General features: G+C 67.1%; 14 protein-coding genes and 1 tRNA gene. 12 read left to right on the plus strand and 3 right to left on the minus strand.

The window, feature by feature from the left end:
• Window positions 1-337: 337 nt before the first annotated feature.
• Window positions 338-412 (minus strand) — tRNA-Thr (locus D620_RS0108035).
• A 361-nt stretch (window positions 413-773) separates the two neighbouring features.
• Here D620_RS0108035 and gpmA point away from each other — a divergent pair.
• From gpmA to D620_RS0108080, 8 genes are all read left to right on the plus strand, one after another.
• Window positions 774-1,460 (plus strand): 2,3-diphosphoglycerate-dependent phosphoglycerate mutase, encoded by a 687-nt coding sequence (gpmA, locus tag D620_RS0108045; protein ID WP_017665286.1) that lies wholly within the window; start codon window positions 774-776, stop codon window positions 1,458-1,460.
• Window positions 1,460-1,963 (plus strand): 5-(carboxyamino)imidazole ribonucleotide mutase, encoded by a 504-nt coding sequence (gene purE / locus D620_RS0108050; RefSeq protein WP_017665287.1) that lies wholly within the window; start codon window positions 1,460-1,462, stop codon window positions 1,961-1,963. Before gpmA ends, purE begins: the two co-directional genes overlap by 1 nt.
• Complete coding sequence (locus D620_RS0108055) at window positions 1,963-3,030, plus strand: 5-(carboxyamino)imidazole ribonucleotide synthase (protein ID WP_017665288.1); 1,068 nt, start codon at window positions 1,963-1,965, stop codon at window positions 3,028-3,030. The genes purE and D620_RS0108055 overlap by 1 nt, the downstream gene beginning before the upstream one ends.
• Window positions 3,027-3,527 carry a dihydrofolate reductase gene (locus tag D620_RS0108060; RefSeq protein ID WP_017665289.1) on the plus strand — a complete coding sequence of 167 codons (501 nt, stop codon included), beginning with the start codon at window positions 3,027-3,029 and terminating at the stop codon, window positions 3,525-3,527. Before D620_RS0108055 ends, D620_RS0108060 begins: the two co-directional genes overlap by 4 nt.
• Window positions 3,527-4,453 carry a bifunctional riboflavin kinase/FAD synthetase gene (locus D620_RS0108065; protein WP_017665290.1) on the plus strand — a complete coding sequence of 309 codons (927 nt, stop codon included), beginning with the start codon at window positions 3,527-3,529 and terminating at the stop codon, window positions 4,451-4,453. Before D620_RS0108060 ends, D620_RS0108065 begins: the two co-directional genes overlap by 1 nt.
• Before the next feature lie 82 nt (window positions 4,454-4,535).
• On the plus strand, window positions 4,536-7,499 hold the full coding sequence (ileS, locus tag D620_RS0108070) for an isoleucine--tRNA ligase (protein WP_017665291.1): 2,964 nt from the start codon (window positions 4,536-4,538) through the stop codon (window positions 7,497-7,499).
• Complete coding sequence (gene lspA, locus D620_RS0108075; RefSeq protein ID WP_017665292.1) at window positions 7,496-8,032, plus strand: signal peptidase II; 537 nt, start codon at window positions 7,496-7,498, stop codon at window positions 8,030-8,032. Before ileS ends, lspA begins: the two co-directional genes overlap by 4 nt.
• The gene (locus D620_RS0108080) at window positions 8,025-8,441 is read left to right on the plus strand and encodes a DUF3035 domain-containing protein (RefSeq protein WP_017665293.1); all 417 of its coding nucleotides are present in this window, start codon (window positions 8,025-8,027) and stop codon (window positions 8,439-8,441) included. Before lspA ends, D620_RS0108080 begins: the two co-directional genes overlap by 8 nt.
• A 438-nt stretch (window positions 8,442-8,879) precedes the next feature.
• Here D620_RS0108080 and D620_RS0108085 read toward each other — a convergent pair whose 3' ends face one another.
• The gene (locus D620_RS0108085) at window positions 8,880-10,181 is read right to left on the minus strand and encodes a hemolysin family protein (protein ID WP_017665294.1); all 1,302 of its coding nucleotides are present in this window, start codon (window positions 10,179-10,181) and stop codon (window positions 8,880-8,882) included.
• Window positions 10,182-10,395: 214 nt separating this feature from the next.
• Here D620_RS0108085 and D620_RS0108090 point away from each other — a divergent pair, with 214 nt between their 5' ends.
• Window positions 10,396-11,094 (plus strand): OmpA family protein, encoded by a 699-nt coding sequence (locus D620_RS0108090; protein ID WP_017665295.1) that lies wholly within the window; start codon window positions 10,396-10,398, stop codon window positions 11,092-11,094.
• Between the two features lie 87 nt (window positions 11,095-11,181).
• Here D620_RS0108090 and D620_RS0108095 read toward each other — a convergent pair whose 3' ends face one another.
• Window positions 11,182-11,958 (minus strand): 3'(2'),5'-bisphosphate nucleotidase CysQ, encoded by a 777-nt coding sequence (locus D620_RS0108095; RefSeq protein WP_017665296.1) that lies wholly within the window; start codon window positions 11,956-11,958, stop codon window positions 11,182-11,184.
• 113 nt (window positions 11,959-12,071) lie between these two features.
• Here D620_RS0108095 and sucC point away from each other — a divergent pair, with 113 nt between their 5' ends.
• The 3 genes from sucC (at window position 12,072) to D620_RS0108110 (ending at window position 15,129) form a co-directional block, all read left to right on the plus strand.
• Window positions 12,072-13,271, plus strand: coding sequence for an ADP-forming succinate--CoA ligase subunit beta (sucC, locus tag D620_RS0108100; protein ID WP_017665297.1), 1,200 nt, complete (start codon window positions 12,072-12,074; stop codon window positions 13,269-13,271).
• A gap of 158 nt (window positions 13,272-13,429) precedes the next feature.
• Complete coding sequence (locus D620_RS0108105) at window positions 13,430-14,176, plus strand: electron transfer flavoprotein subunit beta/FixA family protein (protein ID WP_017665298.1); 747 nt, start codon at window positions 13,430-13,432, stop codon at window positions 14,174-14,176.
• 23 nt (window positions 14,177-14,199) lie between these two features.
• The gene (locus D620_RS0108110; RefSeq protein WP_017665299.1) at window positions 14,200-15,129 is read left to right on the plus strand and encodes an electron transfer flavoprotein subunit alpha/FixB family protein; all 930 of its coding nucleotides are present in this window, start codon (window positions 14,200-14,202) and stop codon (window positions 15,127-15,129) included.
• The last annotated feature ends 44 nt before the right edge of the window (window positions 15,130-15,173 follow it).

Genomic DNA, 15,173 nt, shown 5'->3' on the forward strand with positions numbered 1-15,173 from the left:
GCGCCGATGCGCAAAACAACCGCCAGACTCTAATCCAAGCTGGGGGAAAGCTGGGGGTCACGTCACCGTGAGCCGAAGCCGACAACCATGCCTGGAATGAGCGGCGTCGCTCCTCTATCCAACGCTGAAGGGTTTCGGACACGACCAAAACGGGGGCATATTATCGGCAGCCCCGTCCCTGCGCGTCAGGTCGAAGGGCCTCTTCATGGAATTGTGCGGTAGCCTCAGCCACCAGTTTTCGAGAGGAAGCCCGCGAGTGGCGGAGCGGTAAGCCCCACCCTGTTTTCCATACGGATTACATACCGGCGCGGGGGACTTTGTCCAAACCATTGAAAAATGGTGCTGCTGGGGAGGATTGAACTCCCGACCTCACCCTTACCAAGGGTGCGCTCTACCACTGAGCTACAGCAGCGCCGGAAACAGGCGCGCCCTATTGTCGCGCCTCCCCGCAATGTCAACGTCCTTGTTGCGCTATCGCTTCGCTGAATGAGCGCAAGGCTTGAAGAGTCCTTGTTGTCCTATCGCTTTGCTACTTGAGGGCGCCCGCACTTACCGGCAAGGCGTTTCATATGAGTGAAGGCTCCGCCAAGAATATGTCACGCGAAGAACGCCTCGCGGCCAAGTTGCGCGAAAACCTGCGGCGGCGCAAGGCGCAAGCCCGCGCGCTTGGCGATTCGGATAGCGCGCAGCCCCTTCCCAATTCCTCCGCCGAAAGCTAACGCCGCGCGCTCTTGCTGGTTGCTCACCGATCCCACCGGAACCCCGGAGACAAAATGCCCAAACTCATCCTCGTTCGCCACGGCCAGAGCCAGTGGAACCTCGAGAACCGCTTCACCGGGTGGTGGGATGTCGACCTCACCGAAAAGGGTGTGGCCGAAGCGACTGCGGCGGGCCAGCTGCTGAAGGACAGGGGCGTGCTGCCGACCTATGCCTTCACCAGCCTCCAGACCCGCGCGATCCGGACGCTGCATCTGGCGCTCGAGGCGGCAGGCCGCCTGTGGATCCCAGAGATAAAGGACTGGCGCCTCAACGAGCGGCACTATGGCGGTCTCACCGGGCTCGACAAGGCCGAGACCGCGGCGAAGCACGGGGACGAACAGGTCAAGATCTGGCGCCGCAGCTTCGACATCCCGCCGCCGGTGCTCGAAGCGGGGAGCGCGTTCGATCTCGCCACCGACCCGCGCTATGCCGGGATCGCCATTCCGAACACCGAAAGCCTCAAGCTGACCATTGAACGCGTCCTGCCCTATTGGGAAAGCGCGATCCTGCCCAGGCTCGCGGGCGGGGAGACGGTGATCATCGCCGCCCACGGCAATTCCCTGCGCGCGCTGGTCAAACACCTGTCGGGGATTTCGGATGCGGACATCACCGATCTCGAAATTCCCACCGGCCAGCCGATCATCTACGAATTCGAAGGCGGCGCTCCGGTGGGTGAGCGCTATTATCTGAAGGACGCCTGATGGAAGCCACCGGGGGCAAGGTCGCGATCGTGATGGGCAGCCAGTCCGACTGGCCGACCATGAAGTGCGCCGCCGAGGTGCTGGACGAGCTTGAGGTGCCTTACGAGGCGCGCATCACCTCGGCGCACCGCACTCCTGACAGAATGGTGGCTTTCGCCAAGGGCGCCGAGGGCGAGGGCTTCTCGGTCATCATCGCCGGCGCAGGGGGCGCGGCGCATCTGCCGGGCATGATCGCAAGCATGACGCATCTGCCGGTGCTCGGCGTGCCGGTGCAGTCCAAGGCGCTCTCGGGGCTCGATAGCCTGCTCTCCATCGTCCAGATGCCGGGCGGCATTCCCGTGGGCACGCTGGCGATCGGCGAGGCAGGGGCGAAGAACGCGGGGCTGCTGGCAGCCGCGATCCTCGCGCTCTCCGACGAAGCGCTGTCCGAACGCTTGCAGGATTGGCGCGCCGCAAAAAGCGCGGATGTGGCCGAGGTGCCTGCCAAGGAACCGGGATTCTGATGCTCCCCGCAGGCTCCACCATCGGGATTCTGGGCGGCGGCCAGCTTGGCCGGATGATGGCGGTCGCTGCACTGCAACTGGGCTACAAGGTGGTCGGCTACGCGCCCGAGGGCGACAATGTCGCGGCCGATGCCTGTTCGGACTTCATCACCGCCGCCTGGGACGATGCCGCCGCGCTCGCCCGCTTTGCCGATGCCTGCGACGTGGTGACCTGGGAGTTCGAGAACGTGCCCCTCGCCGCCGTCGCCGCACTGCCCGAAAGGTTGCTCGCCTGCCCGCCGCGCGCGCTCGAAGTGGCGCAGGACCGGCTGCGCGAAAAGGCCTTTGCGGCCGGGCTCGGCGGCAGCCCTGCGCCTTATGCGGCAGTCGAAAGCGCAGACGAGCTGGCCGCGGCGATCCGCCGCGTCGGCACCCCCGGCATCCTCAAGACCGCGCGCGACGGATATGACGGCAAGGGCCAGTGGCGCGTGCGCTCGGGGGTGGAGGCCGGCGCGCTCGCCTTCCCCGGCGTGACCTGCATCTACGAAGGCTTCGTCACCTACGAGACCGAATTCTCGGTGATCCTGGTCCGCGGGCGTGACGGGACGGTCAGGTTCTGGGATTCGACCGCCAACCTCCACGAGGGCGGGATGCTCGCGCGCTCGGTGCTGCCTGCGGGCGCGCTGGTCGAGGCGCAGGTGCCCGCCGCGCGCGAGCTCGCCCGCAAGGTCGCGGACGCACTGGGCTATGTCGGGGTGCTGACGCTCGAATTTTTCGCCACCCGTGAGGGCCCCATCTTCAACGAGATGGCGCCGCGGGTCCACAATTCGGGCCACTGGACCATCGAGGGCGCGGCCACCAGCCAGTTCGAAAACCACATCCGCGCGATCTGCGGCCTGCCGCTGGGGGGCACCAAGACCCGCTTCGAGGCGATCGAGATGCGCAACATCGTCGGCGAGGAGGCGCTGGAGGCGCACAAGATCCTCGCCGAGCCGGGCGAGCCGCACCTCCACCTCTACGGCAAGCGCGAGGCGCGCGAGGGGCGCAAGATGGGCCACGTCACCCGCGTCGGGCACGCGGTGAAATGAACCGAGAGATTGTGCTGATCTATGCGCGCGCCGCCAATGGCGCGATCGGCAGGGATGGCGACCTGCCGTGGCGGCTGCCGGCGGACCTCAGGCATTTCAAGGCGCTGACGCTCGGTGAAGGGGGTGGGGGCCTGCCGATGATCATGGGCCGCAAGACCTTCGACAGCCTGCCGGGGCTGCTCCCCGGGCGGCGCCACATCGTCCTCACCCGCGATGCCGGATGGCGGGCCGAGGGGGCCGAGACTGCGGCAACGCTTGACGAGGCGCTCGCGCTCGCTGATGCCGAAACCATCGCCATCATCGGCGGTGCGGCGGTGTTCGAGGCCTTCCTGCCGCGCGCCGACAGAGTGGAACTGACCCAGATCCACGCCGATTACGACGGCGACACCTTCATGCCCCCGCTCGGTCCCGAGTGGCACGAGACCGCGCGCGAGGATCATGCGGCAGACGGCGCCTATCCCGCCTTCTCCTTCCTCACCTATCGGAAAGCCGACTGATGCGCTGGCTCGATCACCGCGAGGCGATGCCCGCCGCGCTGCGGGGCGCGATCATCGCGCTCGGCAATTTCGACGGGTTCCACCGCGGGCACCAGGCGGTCGCGGGCGAGGCGATCGCCTGGGCGCAAGGCCTCGGCCGCCCCTCGATCATCGCGACCTTCGATCCCCATCCGGTGAGCTTCTTCAAGCCCGATCTGGCGCCTTTCAAGCTGACCACGCTCGAACAGCGGCAGGAGCTTTACCTCGCCGCCGGGGCGACGGCGATGCTGGTGTTCCACTTCGATGCGGACCTCGCCGGGACGAGCGCGGAGGATTTCATCGCTCGCATCCTCATCGAGCGTTTCGGCGCGCACGGGGTGGTGACGGGGGGCGACTTCACCTTCGGCAAGGGTGCCAAGGGCAATGTCGATCTGCTGCGCACCCTCGGCGGGGAACTGGGCCTGCAATCGCGGGTGGTGGAGGCGGTGGCGGAAGGGGGCGAGGTGGTGTCCTCCAGCCGCATCCGGCAGGCCCTGCGCGACGGCGACCCGCAGGATGCCGCGCGCCTGCTCACCCGGCCCTTCGCGATCCGCGGCATCGTCGAGCATGGCGACAAGCGCGGGCGCACCATCGGCTACCCCACGGCGAACCTCGGGGTGGAGAATTACCTGCGCCCCAAATACGGCATCTACGCCGTGACGGGCCGCATCCTCGCGACCGGCGAGGTGCTGAAGGGTGCCGCCAACATCGGCATCCGCCCGCAGTTCGAGCCGCCCAAGGAACTGCTGGAACCCTACTTCTTCGACTTCAAGGGCGACCTCTACGGGCAGGAGATCGAGGTGGCCTTCCACCACTACCTGCGCGGCGAGGCGAAGTTCGATTCCCTCGACGCGCTGATCGAGCAGATGGACAGGGATTGCGCCGAGGCGCGGCGGTTGCTCGGCTGAATTGGTTCACGCGAAGGCGCGAACCCCACCCGCCCAAGACAAATTGCGCAAAGCCCGCCCGCCCGCTAAGGCCCCGCGCACCATGAGCGACGACACCGCAGCAAGCGCCAAAGAAGCGAAAGACTTTCGGGACACCGTCTTCCTGCCGAAGACCGATTTCCCCATGAAGGCCGGCCTTCCGCAGAAGGAGCCGGGCATTGCCGCGCGCTGGGAGCAGATCGGGCTCTACGATGCCCTGCGCAAGAGCCGGAAGGGCCGGGAGAAGTTCATCTTCCACGATGGCCCGCCCTACGCCAATGGCGACATGCATATCGGCCACGCGCTGAACCACATCCTCAAGGACATGGTCTGCCGCACCCAGAACCTGCTGGGCCGCGATGCGCCTTACGTGCCCGGCTGGGACTGCCACGGCCTCCCCATCGAATGGAAGGTCGAGGAGCAGTACCGCAAGGAGAAGAAGGCCAAGCCCGTGCTCACCGGTGCGGGGCGTGACGAGGCGGCGGTGAAGGCCTTCCGCGACGAATGCCGTGCCTATGCGCAGCACTGGGTCGACGTGCAGCGCTCGCAGCTGAAGCGTCTCGGCATCATGGCCGATTGGGACCACCCCTACCTCACCATGCAGAAGGAGAGCGAGGCGGTGATCGTCGCCGAGCTCCTGAAGCTCGCCGAGGCGGGGAACCTCTACCGCGGCTCGAAGCCGGTGATGTGGTCGCCCGTGGAGCAGACCGCGCTGGCCGAAGCGGAGGTCGAATACGAGGACATCACCTCGACCCAGATCGACGTGGCCTTCGAACTCATCGAGAGCCCGATCCCCGAGCTGGTCGGCGCCCACGCGGTGATCTGGACGACGACGCCGTGGACGATCCCGGTGAACCAGGCTTTGGCCTATGGGTCGGAGGTTGAGTATGTGCTTTTCGACTGCCTGCTCAATTACAACGATGATCCGATCGGCCTGAATCTGCGTGAAGGCGCAAGATACGTCGTCGCTTCGGAGCTTTTCGAAGCAACGACCCATCGCTTGCGTCGCGATTGCGACCCGCAGATGTTCTCCCTCAGCCCCGTGAAGCGGTTCAAGGGCTCCGACCTCGCCGGCACCCTCGCCCGCCACCCGATGCACGCATTGGGCGGGTTCTATGCCGCCCCGCGCCCGCTGCTGCCAGGCGACTTCGTCACCACCGACAGCGGCACGGGCCTTGTCCACATGGCGCCCGACCACGGCGAGGACGACTTCGACCTGTGCAAGGCGCACGGCATCAACCCCGTCTTCGCGGTGATGGACGACGGGCGCTACCGCGACGACTGGGGCTGGCTCGGCGCTGCCGACGAGCGGCGCATGAGCGTCATCAACCCCAAGTTCAACGCGCCCGACGGCCCGATCTGCTCCGACCTGCGCGAAGCGGGCGCGCTGCTCGCGGCGAGCGCGGACTACGCGCACTCCTACCCGCACTCGTGGCGCTCGAAGGCCAAGGTCATCTTCCGCTGTACCCCGCAGTGGTTCGTGCCGATGGACAAGCCGCTCGACACCGGCGATTTCGAGGTCGTGCCCACCGGCCCCTTCGGCGGGGCGGTCGCGCCTTTCGTGAGCTACGACCATTCGACCCTGCGCGAGCGCGCCACGGCCGAAATCCAGCGCGTGAAGTTCTTCCCCGAAAAGGGCCGCAACCGCATCGGCGCGATGGTCGAGGGGCGGCCCGACTGGGTGCTCTCCCGCCAGCGCGCGTGGGGCGTGCCGATCACGCTGTTCGTGCGGGCCGACGGATCGTATCTGCAAAACGCGGCGGTCAACGCCCGCATCGTCGCCGCCGTGAACGCGGAAGGCATGGACGCGTGGAACAGCGCCAACAAATCGGAGTTCCTCGGCCCCGATTACGACCCGGCAGAATTCGAGATGGTCACCGACATTCTCGACGTGTGGTTCGATTCTGGCTGCACCCATGCCTTTGTGCTCGAGAGCGGGCGCTGGCCGGACCTCCAATGGCCCGCCGACCTCTACCTCGAAGGCTCGGACCAGCATCGCGGCTGGTTCCAGTCCTCGCTGCTGCAATCCTGCGCCACCCGCGGCCGCGCGCCCTACGACCAGATCCTCACCCACGGCTTCACGATGGACGCCAAGGGCCGCAAGATGTCGAAGAGCGAGGGCAACACCATCGACCCGCTGAAGGTGATGGAAACCTACGGCGCGGACATCATCCGGCTGTGGGCATTGAGCGTCGACTTCACCGAGGATCACCGCATCGGCGACGAGATCCTGAAAGGTGTGGGCGACCAGTATCGCAAGCTGCGCAACACCTTCCGCTACCTCTTGGGCGCGCTCGATGGCTTCGTGGGCGACATGAGCGATGCAGGCGAGCTGCCGGAGCTCGAGGTCTACATCCTCGCGCTGCTTTCGGAGCTCGACGGCAAATTGAAGGCGGCGGCGGAGGCCTACGACTTCAACGCCTACACCCGCCTGCTGGTCGATTTCTGCAACGAGGACTTGAGCGCCTTCTTCTTCGATATCCGCAAGGACAGCCTCTATTGCGACGGGCCGGACTCGGTCACCCGCAGCGCCTATCGCACCGTGCTCGACCTCTTGTTCCACGCCCTCGTCCGCTACGCCGCGCCGGTGCTGGTGTTCACCGCGGAGGAGGTGTGGCTCGCGCGGTATCCCGAGGACGGCGAGGCGGATGACGCGGGCCAGCGCGGCTCTGTCCACCTGCTCGAATGGCCGAGCATCCCCCCGGTCGTCGCCGATGCCGCGAAGTGGGCGCAGCTGCGCGTGCTGCGCGATGCGGTCAACGAGGCGATCGAGCCGCTGCGCCGCGACAAGACCATCCGTTCGAGCCTCGAGGCCGAGGTCGTGGTCCCCGCCGCCGCCGTGCCCGAAGGGGTCACCGACGAAGCCCTCGCCGAGCTGTTCATCACCGCGACAGTCACCCGCGGGCAGGGCGAGGTCGTGACCGTCTCCAAGAGCCACCACCACAAGTGCGGCCGCTGCTGGCGCCTCCTGCCCGACGTGGCGGAAGAGGGCGCGCTGTGCGGGCGGTGCGAGGACGTGGTGGCATGAGCACCCTCATCACCCGCAACCGCCTGATCGGCCTCGCCATCGCCGCGCTGGTCGCGCTCGTCGACCAGGCGGTGAAGGCCTACGTGATCGGCCCGCTCAACCTGCGGCAGGTGCTCCACATCGACCTCACCGGGTTCTTCGACCTCACCTACACCGAGAACCGCGGCGTCTCGCTCGGCATGTTCGAGGCGAGCAACATGGAGACCCGCTGGCTGCTGGTCGCGGCCACCGCGGTGATCGCGCTCGTCGTGCTGGTGTGGATGATGCGCGAGCGGCTGCTGGGCGAGATCGCGGGGCTCGCGCTGATCCTCGGCGGGGCGCTCGGCAACATCCGCGACCGTTACGAGCTGGGCTACGTCATCGACTATGCCGACTTCCATATCGGTGCCTTCCGACCCTTCCTGATCTTCAACATCGCCGACGCCGCGATCACCATCGGCGTCGTCATCATCCTTGCGCGCAGCCTGCTGGTGCGCGACAAGGGCGACACTGCAACCGGGGAGAGCCCCCGTGGAGAGGCCCAAGATGCGTAAGACTGCACCCCTGATCCTGCTGGCCGGCGCTTCGGCGATGCTCGCGGCTTGCGGCGGCGATGGCGGGGTGTTCAACCGCGCCCGGCCCGACGAGTTCGCCGTGCAGCGCCAGGCGCCGCTGGTCGTGCCGCCCGACTTCACGCTCACCCCGCCCGCCCCCGGCGCCCCGCGCCCGGCCGAAGGCACCGCCTCCGAGCAGGCGCTGGACGCGCTGTTCGGCGGCCCCGCCCCGAGGAGCCGCGTCGAGGCGAGCGTGATCGACCGCGCCGGTCGCGCCGATCCGGGCATCCGCAGCCAGGTGGGCGACACCGGCACCAACACCGTCGCCAAGGGCCGCCTGACCCGCGACATCGTCGCCGCGCCCGAGGGTGACGGCCAGTCGGCATCGACGGTCATCCCGAGCGCCTGACCCCCTGCGCCCCGCCGCGGCGGGCGTGTAGGAGACACATGAGACACTGTCCTGGGGCAGAAAACCTGCCCCGCCATCCGCGCTGTTTGCGGTGTGGCGAATGAAGTGATTCGGGCGGGTCATTGCGCGACCCTTTCACGCCCGCCGCGTGTAGGAAAATGGTTTGTTTCTCGCAGAGACGCGGCGGGAAGAAAGACGCGGAGGAGGCCGTGCGGCTCTGCCACAGATCGTTTCACGCAGAGGCGCAGAGGAAGCAGAGGCGCAGAGAGGTTGCGATCACGGCGAAGCCGTATTCAATCTCCAGCGATGAGGCACGTCGCAACGTCGACAATCCTGAAGGTGCCTTCGGCACGCGCAAGACCTCCGCGTCTCCCCTTTCTTCTCTGCGCCTCTGCGTGAAACCCCGGGGCGAAGCTGCGTAAACTTCCGCGCGCCCCCTCAGTCCTCGCGCGCCCGGCTCACCAGCAGCTTGTCGATGCGGCGGCCGTCCATGTCGACCACCTCGAAGCGCCAGCCCTGGTCGGTGAAGTGCTCGCCTTCGTGGGGGAGCTTCTTCATCACCGACAGGGCATAGCCCGCCGCCGTGCCGAATTCGCGGTCCTCGCCGTAATCGAGGCCGAGCCGGTCGGCGAGCGCATCGGCCGAGAGCGAGCCCGAGACCAGCAGCGAGCCGTCCTCGCGCTCGATGACCGAAGGCAGGTCGCCATCGTCCGAATCGCTGGCGAAATTGCCGACGATCGCGGTGAGCAGGTCGACAGGGGTGACGATGCCTTCGAAGTGGCCATATTCGTCATGCACCACCGCCATCGCCACTTCGGCGGACTGGAGCACGCGCAGTGCGTCCATCGCGTCGAGCTGGTCGGGGACCACCTCGACCTTGCGCATCATGTCGCGCAAGGGGGCCGGGCGCCCGGCGACCAGCGCGGCGAGCACGTCGCGGACCTTGACCACGCCGAGGATCGTATCGGGCGAGCCTTCCGCGACCGGCAGCAGCGAATGGGTGCTCTCCTCGATGGTCTGGCGGATTTCCTCCGCGTCGGCATCGGCCTCGATCCAGTCGACCTCGGTGCGCGGGGTCATCATCTCGCGCACGGGGCGCTCGGCCAGGCGCACCACGCCGGTCAGGATCTGGCGCTGTTCGGCCTCAATCACACCCGATCGGGTGGCTTCGGCAAAGATCATCCGCAATTCCTCGGCGGTGACCGAATCCTCGCTCCCAGCGCGCAGGCCGAACATGCGGATGATCGCCGCCGAGCTTGAATCCAGCAGCCACACCAGCGGTGCGGCGGCCTTGGCCATGAAGGCCATCGGCCGCGCCATCACCAGCGACACCGGCACCGCCGCGCGCAGTGCAAGCTGCTTGGGCACCAGTTCGCCGACGATCAGCGAAAGGTAGGTGGTAAAGGCGATCACCACCGCAAAGCCGGTCTCGTCAGCATATTCGGCCGGCAGGCCCAGCGCCGCCATCCGCTCGCCCACCGGCCCGCCCAGGCTCGCGCCCGAATAGGCGCCGGCGATGATGCCGATCAGGGTGATGCCGATCTGGACGGTCGAAAGGAACTTGCCCGGGTCCGCCGCAAGCCCGATCGCGGTCCGCGCCGCTGCGGAACCGGCTTCGGCCTTGGCTTCGAGGGCGCTGGTCTTGGCGCTGACGATGGCGAGTTCGGACATGGCGAACACGCCGTTGATAACGACAAGCGCGATGATGATCGCAAGGTCTGACCAGGGAAAAGGTGTCACGCCCTGCGCGCTAGCACAAAGCGGCGGGCTTGCCAGCCTTGCAACAGCGCCGCGCCCCGCAAGGCGCGGCTTGTCTGAACGGCGGGCGACGGGGCCGTTCAAGCGCGGTCAAGCCCAGGCGCCCCAAAAGCGGCGCGGCTTCATCGGGACGACGTCTTTCCGCCACAGGGGCGGGATGGCATCGTCAGGCCGATAACAAAGGGAGGCACCTGTCATGACTATCTCGCGCATTCTGCTTTCGGGCACCGCCGCGATTGCCCTGCTGGGCACCACCGCCTGCGTCACCGATCCCAACACCGGCGAGAAGAAGCTCTCGCGCACCGCGATCGGCGCCGGGCTCGGCGGCACGCTGGGCTATCTGCTGGGCGGCGCGATCGGCGGCGATACCGGGCGCATCATCGGCGCAGGCATCGGCGGCTCGGCGGGCGCGGTGATCGGCAAGCAGTATGACGACCAGATCAAGGAGCTCAAGGAGCAGACCGCGGGCAGCGGCGTCGATGTCGAGGAAGTGGGCGATCAGGACGCGATCCTCGTGCGTCTGCCCGACGGCGTGACCTTCGCGAGCGGATCGGCGGCGATCAACCCGGGCTTCTATTCGACGCTGGATTCGGTGGCCGAGACGCTCATCAAGTATCCCAACAGCCTGATCGACGTTTACGGCTTCACCGACACCACCGGCTCGCCCGCCACCAACCAGCGCCTGTCCGAACAGCGCGCGCAGGCGGTGGCCGATTACCTCGCCGCCAAGGGCGTGGCGCGGGCGCGCATGGCGACCAAGGGCTTCGGCGAGCAGTATGATTACCTGCGCGTCAAGACCGGCGACGGGGTGGCCGAGCCGCTCAACCGCCGCGTCGAGATCAAGATCATCCCGGTCAGCCAGCAGGACGTGGCTGCGGCCCGCGCGGGGAGCTGATTTTTTGCCGGGGCGGGGGCGCCGTGGTGCCTCCGCCCCATTCGCTATCCTTGCCGGGCAGCGGCCTTCATTGTCCCCGCCCGAAGGCTACCGCAGCGCCTTGGCCCGTTCAGCCAGCCGCTCGACGGCCGCGGCGTGGATCGCGGGCGAGCACACCAGCACGCCGAAATCCCTCGGGTCGTGCTTGTTGTAGGCGAGCGGGCGGCCAAAGGCATCGCTGACCTCGGCCCCGGCCTCGCGCGCGATGAGGGTGGCTGCGGCAATGTCCCATTCGAAGCCCCAGCGCAGCGTGGCGACGAGATCGGCCTCGTCGGCGGCGACCATCGCGATCCTGAGGGCGATCGAATTGGGTTGGTCGACAAGCACGAGATCGCTGTCTTCCGATGGCAGATTGTGGGCCGGCACGCGGGCTCCGGCAAACCGGGTGCGGGTGCTCGCCCGGATCGCCGCGCCGTTGCGGGTTGCGCCCTGCCCGGCAAGCGCGACCCATTCCTCGCCCCGCGCCGGCGCGGCGAGCATCCCGACCAGCGGCCTGCCCGCGCTCACCAGCGCCACCGACACCGCCCAGCCGGGCCGCCCGCGTACGAAATCGCGGGTGCCGTCGATCGGATCGACCAGCCAGATCAGCCCGCTCTGCGTGCGCGTCTTGTCGTCGGCGGTTTCCTCCGAGAGCCAGGCGGCGGCGGGGAGCAGCCGGCCGAGCTCGCGCTTCAGGAAGCGGTCGACCTCGAGGTCCGCCTCGCTCACCGGATTGCCCGGGGTCTTGTCCCAGCTTTCGAGCGCGTGCCCCGCCCCCGGCCAGCGCGAATGGGCGATCCGGCCCGCCTCGCGGACAATGGCTTCAAGGTGCGACCTGTCAATCATGGCAGGCCTCCGTGTTGGCCGTGCCGCAGGCACTTTTCAAGAGGGGCGATCCGTGCTTAGGCCCACCGCGGACGAACCTCTCCCCAGGAACTCATTGAAGGGATCGATACGCAATGAACGTTCACGAATATCAGGCCAAGGAACTGCTGGCGAAGCACGGGATCGCGGTGCCGGCGGGCCATGCCGCGCTCAGCGCCCAAGAAGCGGTCGAAGCCGCCAAGCAGCTGCCCGGGCCGCTCTATGTCGTGAAGGCGCAGATCCACGCCGGCGGGCGCGGGAAGGGCAAGTTCAAGGAACTTCCGGCTGACGCCAAGGGCGGTGTGCGCCTCGCCAAGAGCCTCGAGGAAGTGGAAGCCCACGCCAAGGAAATGCTCGGCAACACGCTGGTCACCATCCAGACGGGGGATGCGGGCAAGCAGGTCAACCGCCTCTACATCACCGACGGTGTCGACATCGCCAAGGAATACTACCTCTCGCTGCTGGTCGACCGCGCTTCGGGCCGCGTCGCCTTCGTCGTCTCGACCGAGGGCGGCATGGACATCGAGACCGTGGCGCATGACACGCCCGAGCTGATCACGACCTTCAGCGTCGATCCCGCGCAGGGCTTCCAGCCGCACCACGGCCGCGCGGTGGCCTTCGCGCTGAAGCTCACGGGCGATCTCAACAAGCAGGCGCAACGCCTCGCCAAGCAGCTCTACGACGCCTTCCTGGCGACGGACTGCGAGATGCTCGAAATCAACCCGCTGGTCGAAAGCGAAGACGGCAAGCTCTTGGTGCTCGACGCCAAGATGAGCTTTGACGGCAACGCTCTCTACCGCCACCCCGACATCGAAGCCCTGCGCGACGAGACCGAGGAAGACCCGGCGGAAGTCGAAGCATCCGAATACGACCTTGCCTACATCAAGCTCGATGGCAACATCGGCTGCATGGTCAACGGCGCAGGCCTCGCGATGGCGACGATGGACATCATCAAGCTGAACGGTGCCTTCCCCGCCAACTTCCTCGACGTGGGCGGCGGCGCCACCACCGAGAAGGTCACTGCGGCCTTCAAGATCATCCTCAAGGACCCGGCGGTCGAGGGCATCCTTGTCAACATCTTCGGCGGGATCATGAAGTGCGACGTGATCGCCAACGGGATCGTGCAGGCCGCCAAGGACGTGAACCTCCAGGTTCCGCTGGTGGTGCGCCTCGAAGGCACCAACGTGGCCGAAGGCAAGGCGATCCTTGCGAATTCGGGCCTCGCGATCGTGCCGGCCGACAATCTCGGCGATGCGGCGCAGAAGATCGTTGCCGAGGTCAAGAAGGCGGCCTGAGGCGCGCGAACACATCCCGGGCGAGGCTGATCGCGTATCATCCCCGCCCGGCCAAGACTGCGGCTGGCCTCGCTTGACGTTTACGTAAACGCAAGCTAGGCGGGCGCGCAAGACGTCGTCAGGCGTCACGTGATTCTTTGAGAGGAAGGACAAATCCCATGAAGATCCTCGTCCCCGTCAAGCGGGTGATCGATTACAACGTCAAGCCGCGGGTCAAGGCCGACGGCACCGGCGTCGACCTCGCCAACGTCAAGATGAGCATGAACCCGTTCGACGAGATCGCGGTCGAGGAAGCCATCCGCTTGAAGGAAAAGGGCGCGGCCACCGAGATCGTCGCCGTCTCCATCGGCCCGGCCAAGGCGCAGGAAACCCTGCGCACCGCGCTTGCCATGGGCGCCGACCGGGCGATCCTCGTCGAGACCGAGGAGGACGTCGAGCCGCTGGCGGTCGCCAAGATCCTCAAGGCGATTGCCGATGAAGAAGCCCCGGGCCTCGTCATCCTCGGCAAGCAGTCGATCAGCGACGACAGCAACCAGACCGGCCAGATGCTCGCCGCGCTGATGGGGCGTCCACAGGGCACCTTTGCCAACACCGTCGAAGTCGACGGCGACAGCGTTGTCGTCAAGCGCGAAGTCGATGGCGGCCTCCAGACCGTCAAGCTCGCGCTCCCCGCGATCGTCACCACCGACCTGCGTCTGAACGAGCCGCGCTATGCCTCGCTGCCCAACATCATGAAGGCCAAGCAGAAGCCGCTCGCGACCAAGACCGCCGGTGATTACGGCGTCGACCTCGCCCCGCGTCTGAAGACCCTCAAGGTCGAAGAGCCGCCGGTGCGTCAGGCGGGCGAGAAGGTCGCCGACGTCGCCGCGCTGGTCGAGAAGGTCAAGGCGCTCGGCATCGCCTGAGCCCCATTAGAGAGGACATTCCCATGAAGACTCTGGTTCTCGTCGAACATGACAACACCAAGCTGGCCGATGCGACGCTTCCCGTCGTGACCGCCGCCGCCAAGCTCGGCGAAGTGCACCTGCTGGTCGCCGGCCACAATTGCGGCGCGGTCGCCGAAGCCGCCGCCAAGATCGCGGGCGTCGGCAAGGTCCACGTCGCCGATGACGCTGCCTATGCCAACGGCCTTGCCGAAAACGTCGCGCCGCTCGCCGCCGCGCTGATGGAGGGTCACGACGCCTTCCTCGCGGCTGCCACCACGCAGGGCAAGAACGTCGCCCCGCGCGTCGCCGCGCATCTCGATGTGATGCAGGTCAGCGAGATCCTGTCGGTCGAAGGGCCCAAGACCTTCACCCGCCCGATCTACGCCGGCAACGCCATCGCCACGGTCGAATCGTCCGATGCCAAGCTGGTGATCACCGTGCGCGGCACCGCTTTCGAGAAGGCGGCGAGCGAAGGCGGTTCGGGCACCATCGAAGCCGTCAGCGGCGCGGGTGATGCGGGCACCAGCAGCTTCGTCAGCTCGGAAATCGCCAAGAGCGAGCGTCCGGAACTGACCAGCGCCAAGATCATCGTCTCGGGCGGCCGCGCGCTGAAGGACGCGGAAACCTTCGAGGCGACCATTACCCCGCTCGCCGACAAGCTCGGCGCCGCCATCGGCGCGAGCCGCGCGGCGGTCGACGCGGGCTATGTGCCCAACGATTACCAGGTCGGCCAGACCGGCAAGATCGTTGCGCCGGAAGTCTACTTCGCCATCGGCATCTCGGGCGCGATCCAGCACCTTGCGGGCATGAAGGATTCGAAGGTCATCATCGCCATCAACAAGGACGAGGACGCGCCGATTTTTCAGGTGGCGGACGTCGGGCTTGTGGCGGACCTGTTCACGGCGGTGCCGGAACTGACCGGGGCGCTGTAAGGCGTTCATCGCCAAGGTCTTTATTTTGCAAGGAACCTCCGGCA

This window comes from Porphyrobacter sp. AAP82 (genome assembly GCF_000331285.1).
Classification (GTDB): domain Bacteria; phylum Pseudomonadota; class Alphaproteobacteria; order Sphingomonadales; family Sphingomonadaceae; genus Erythrobacter.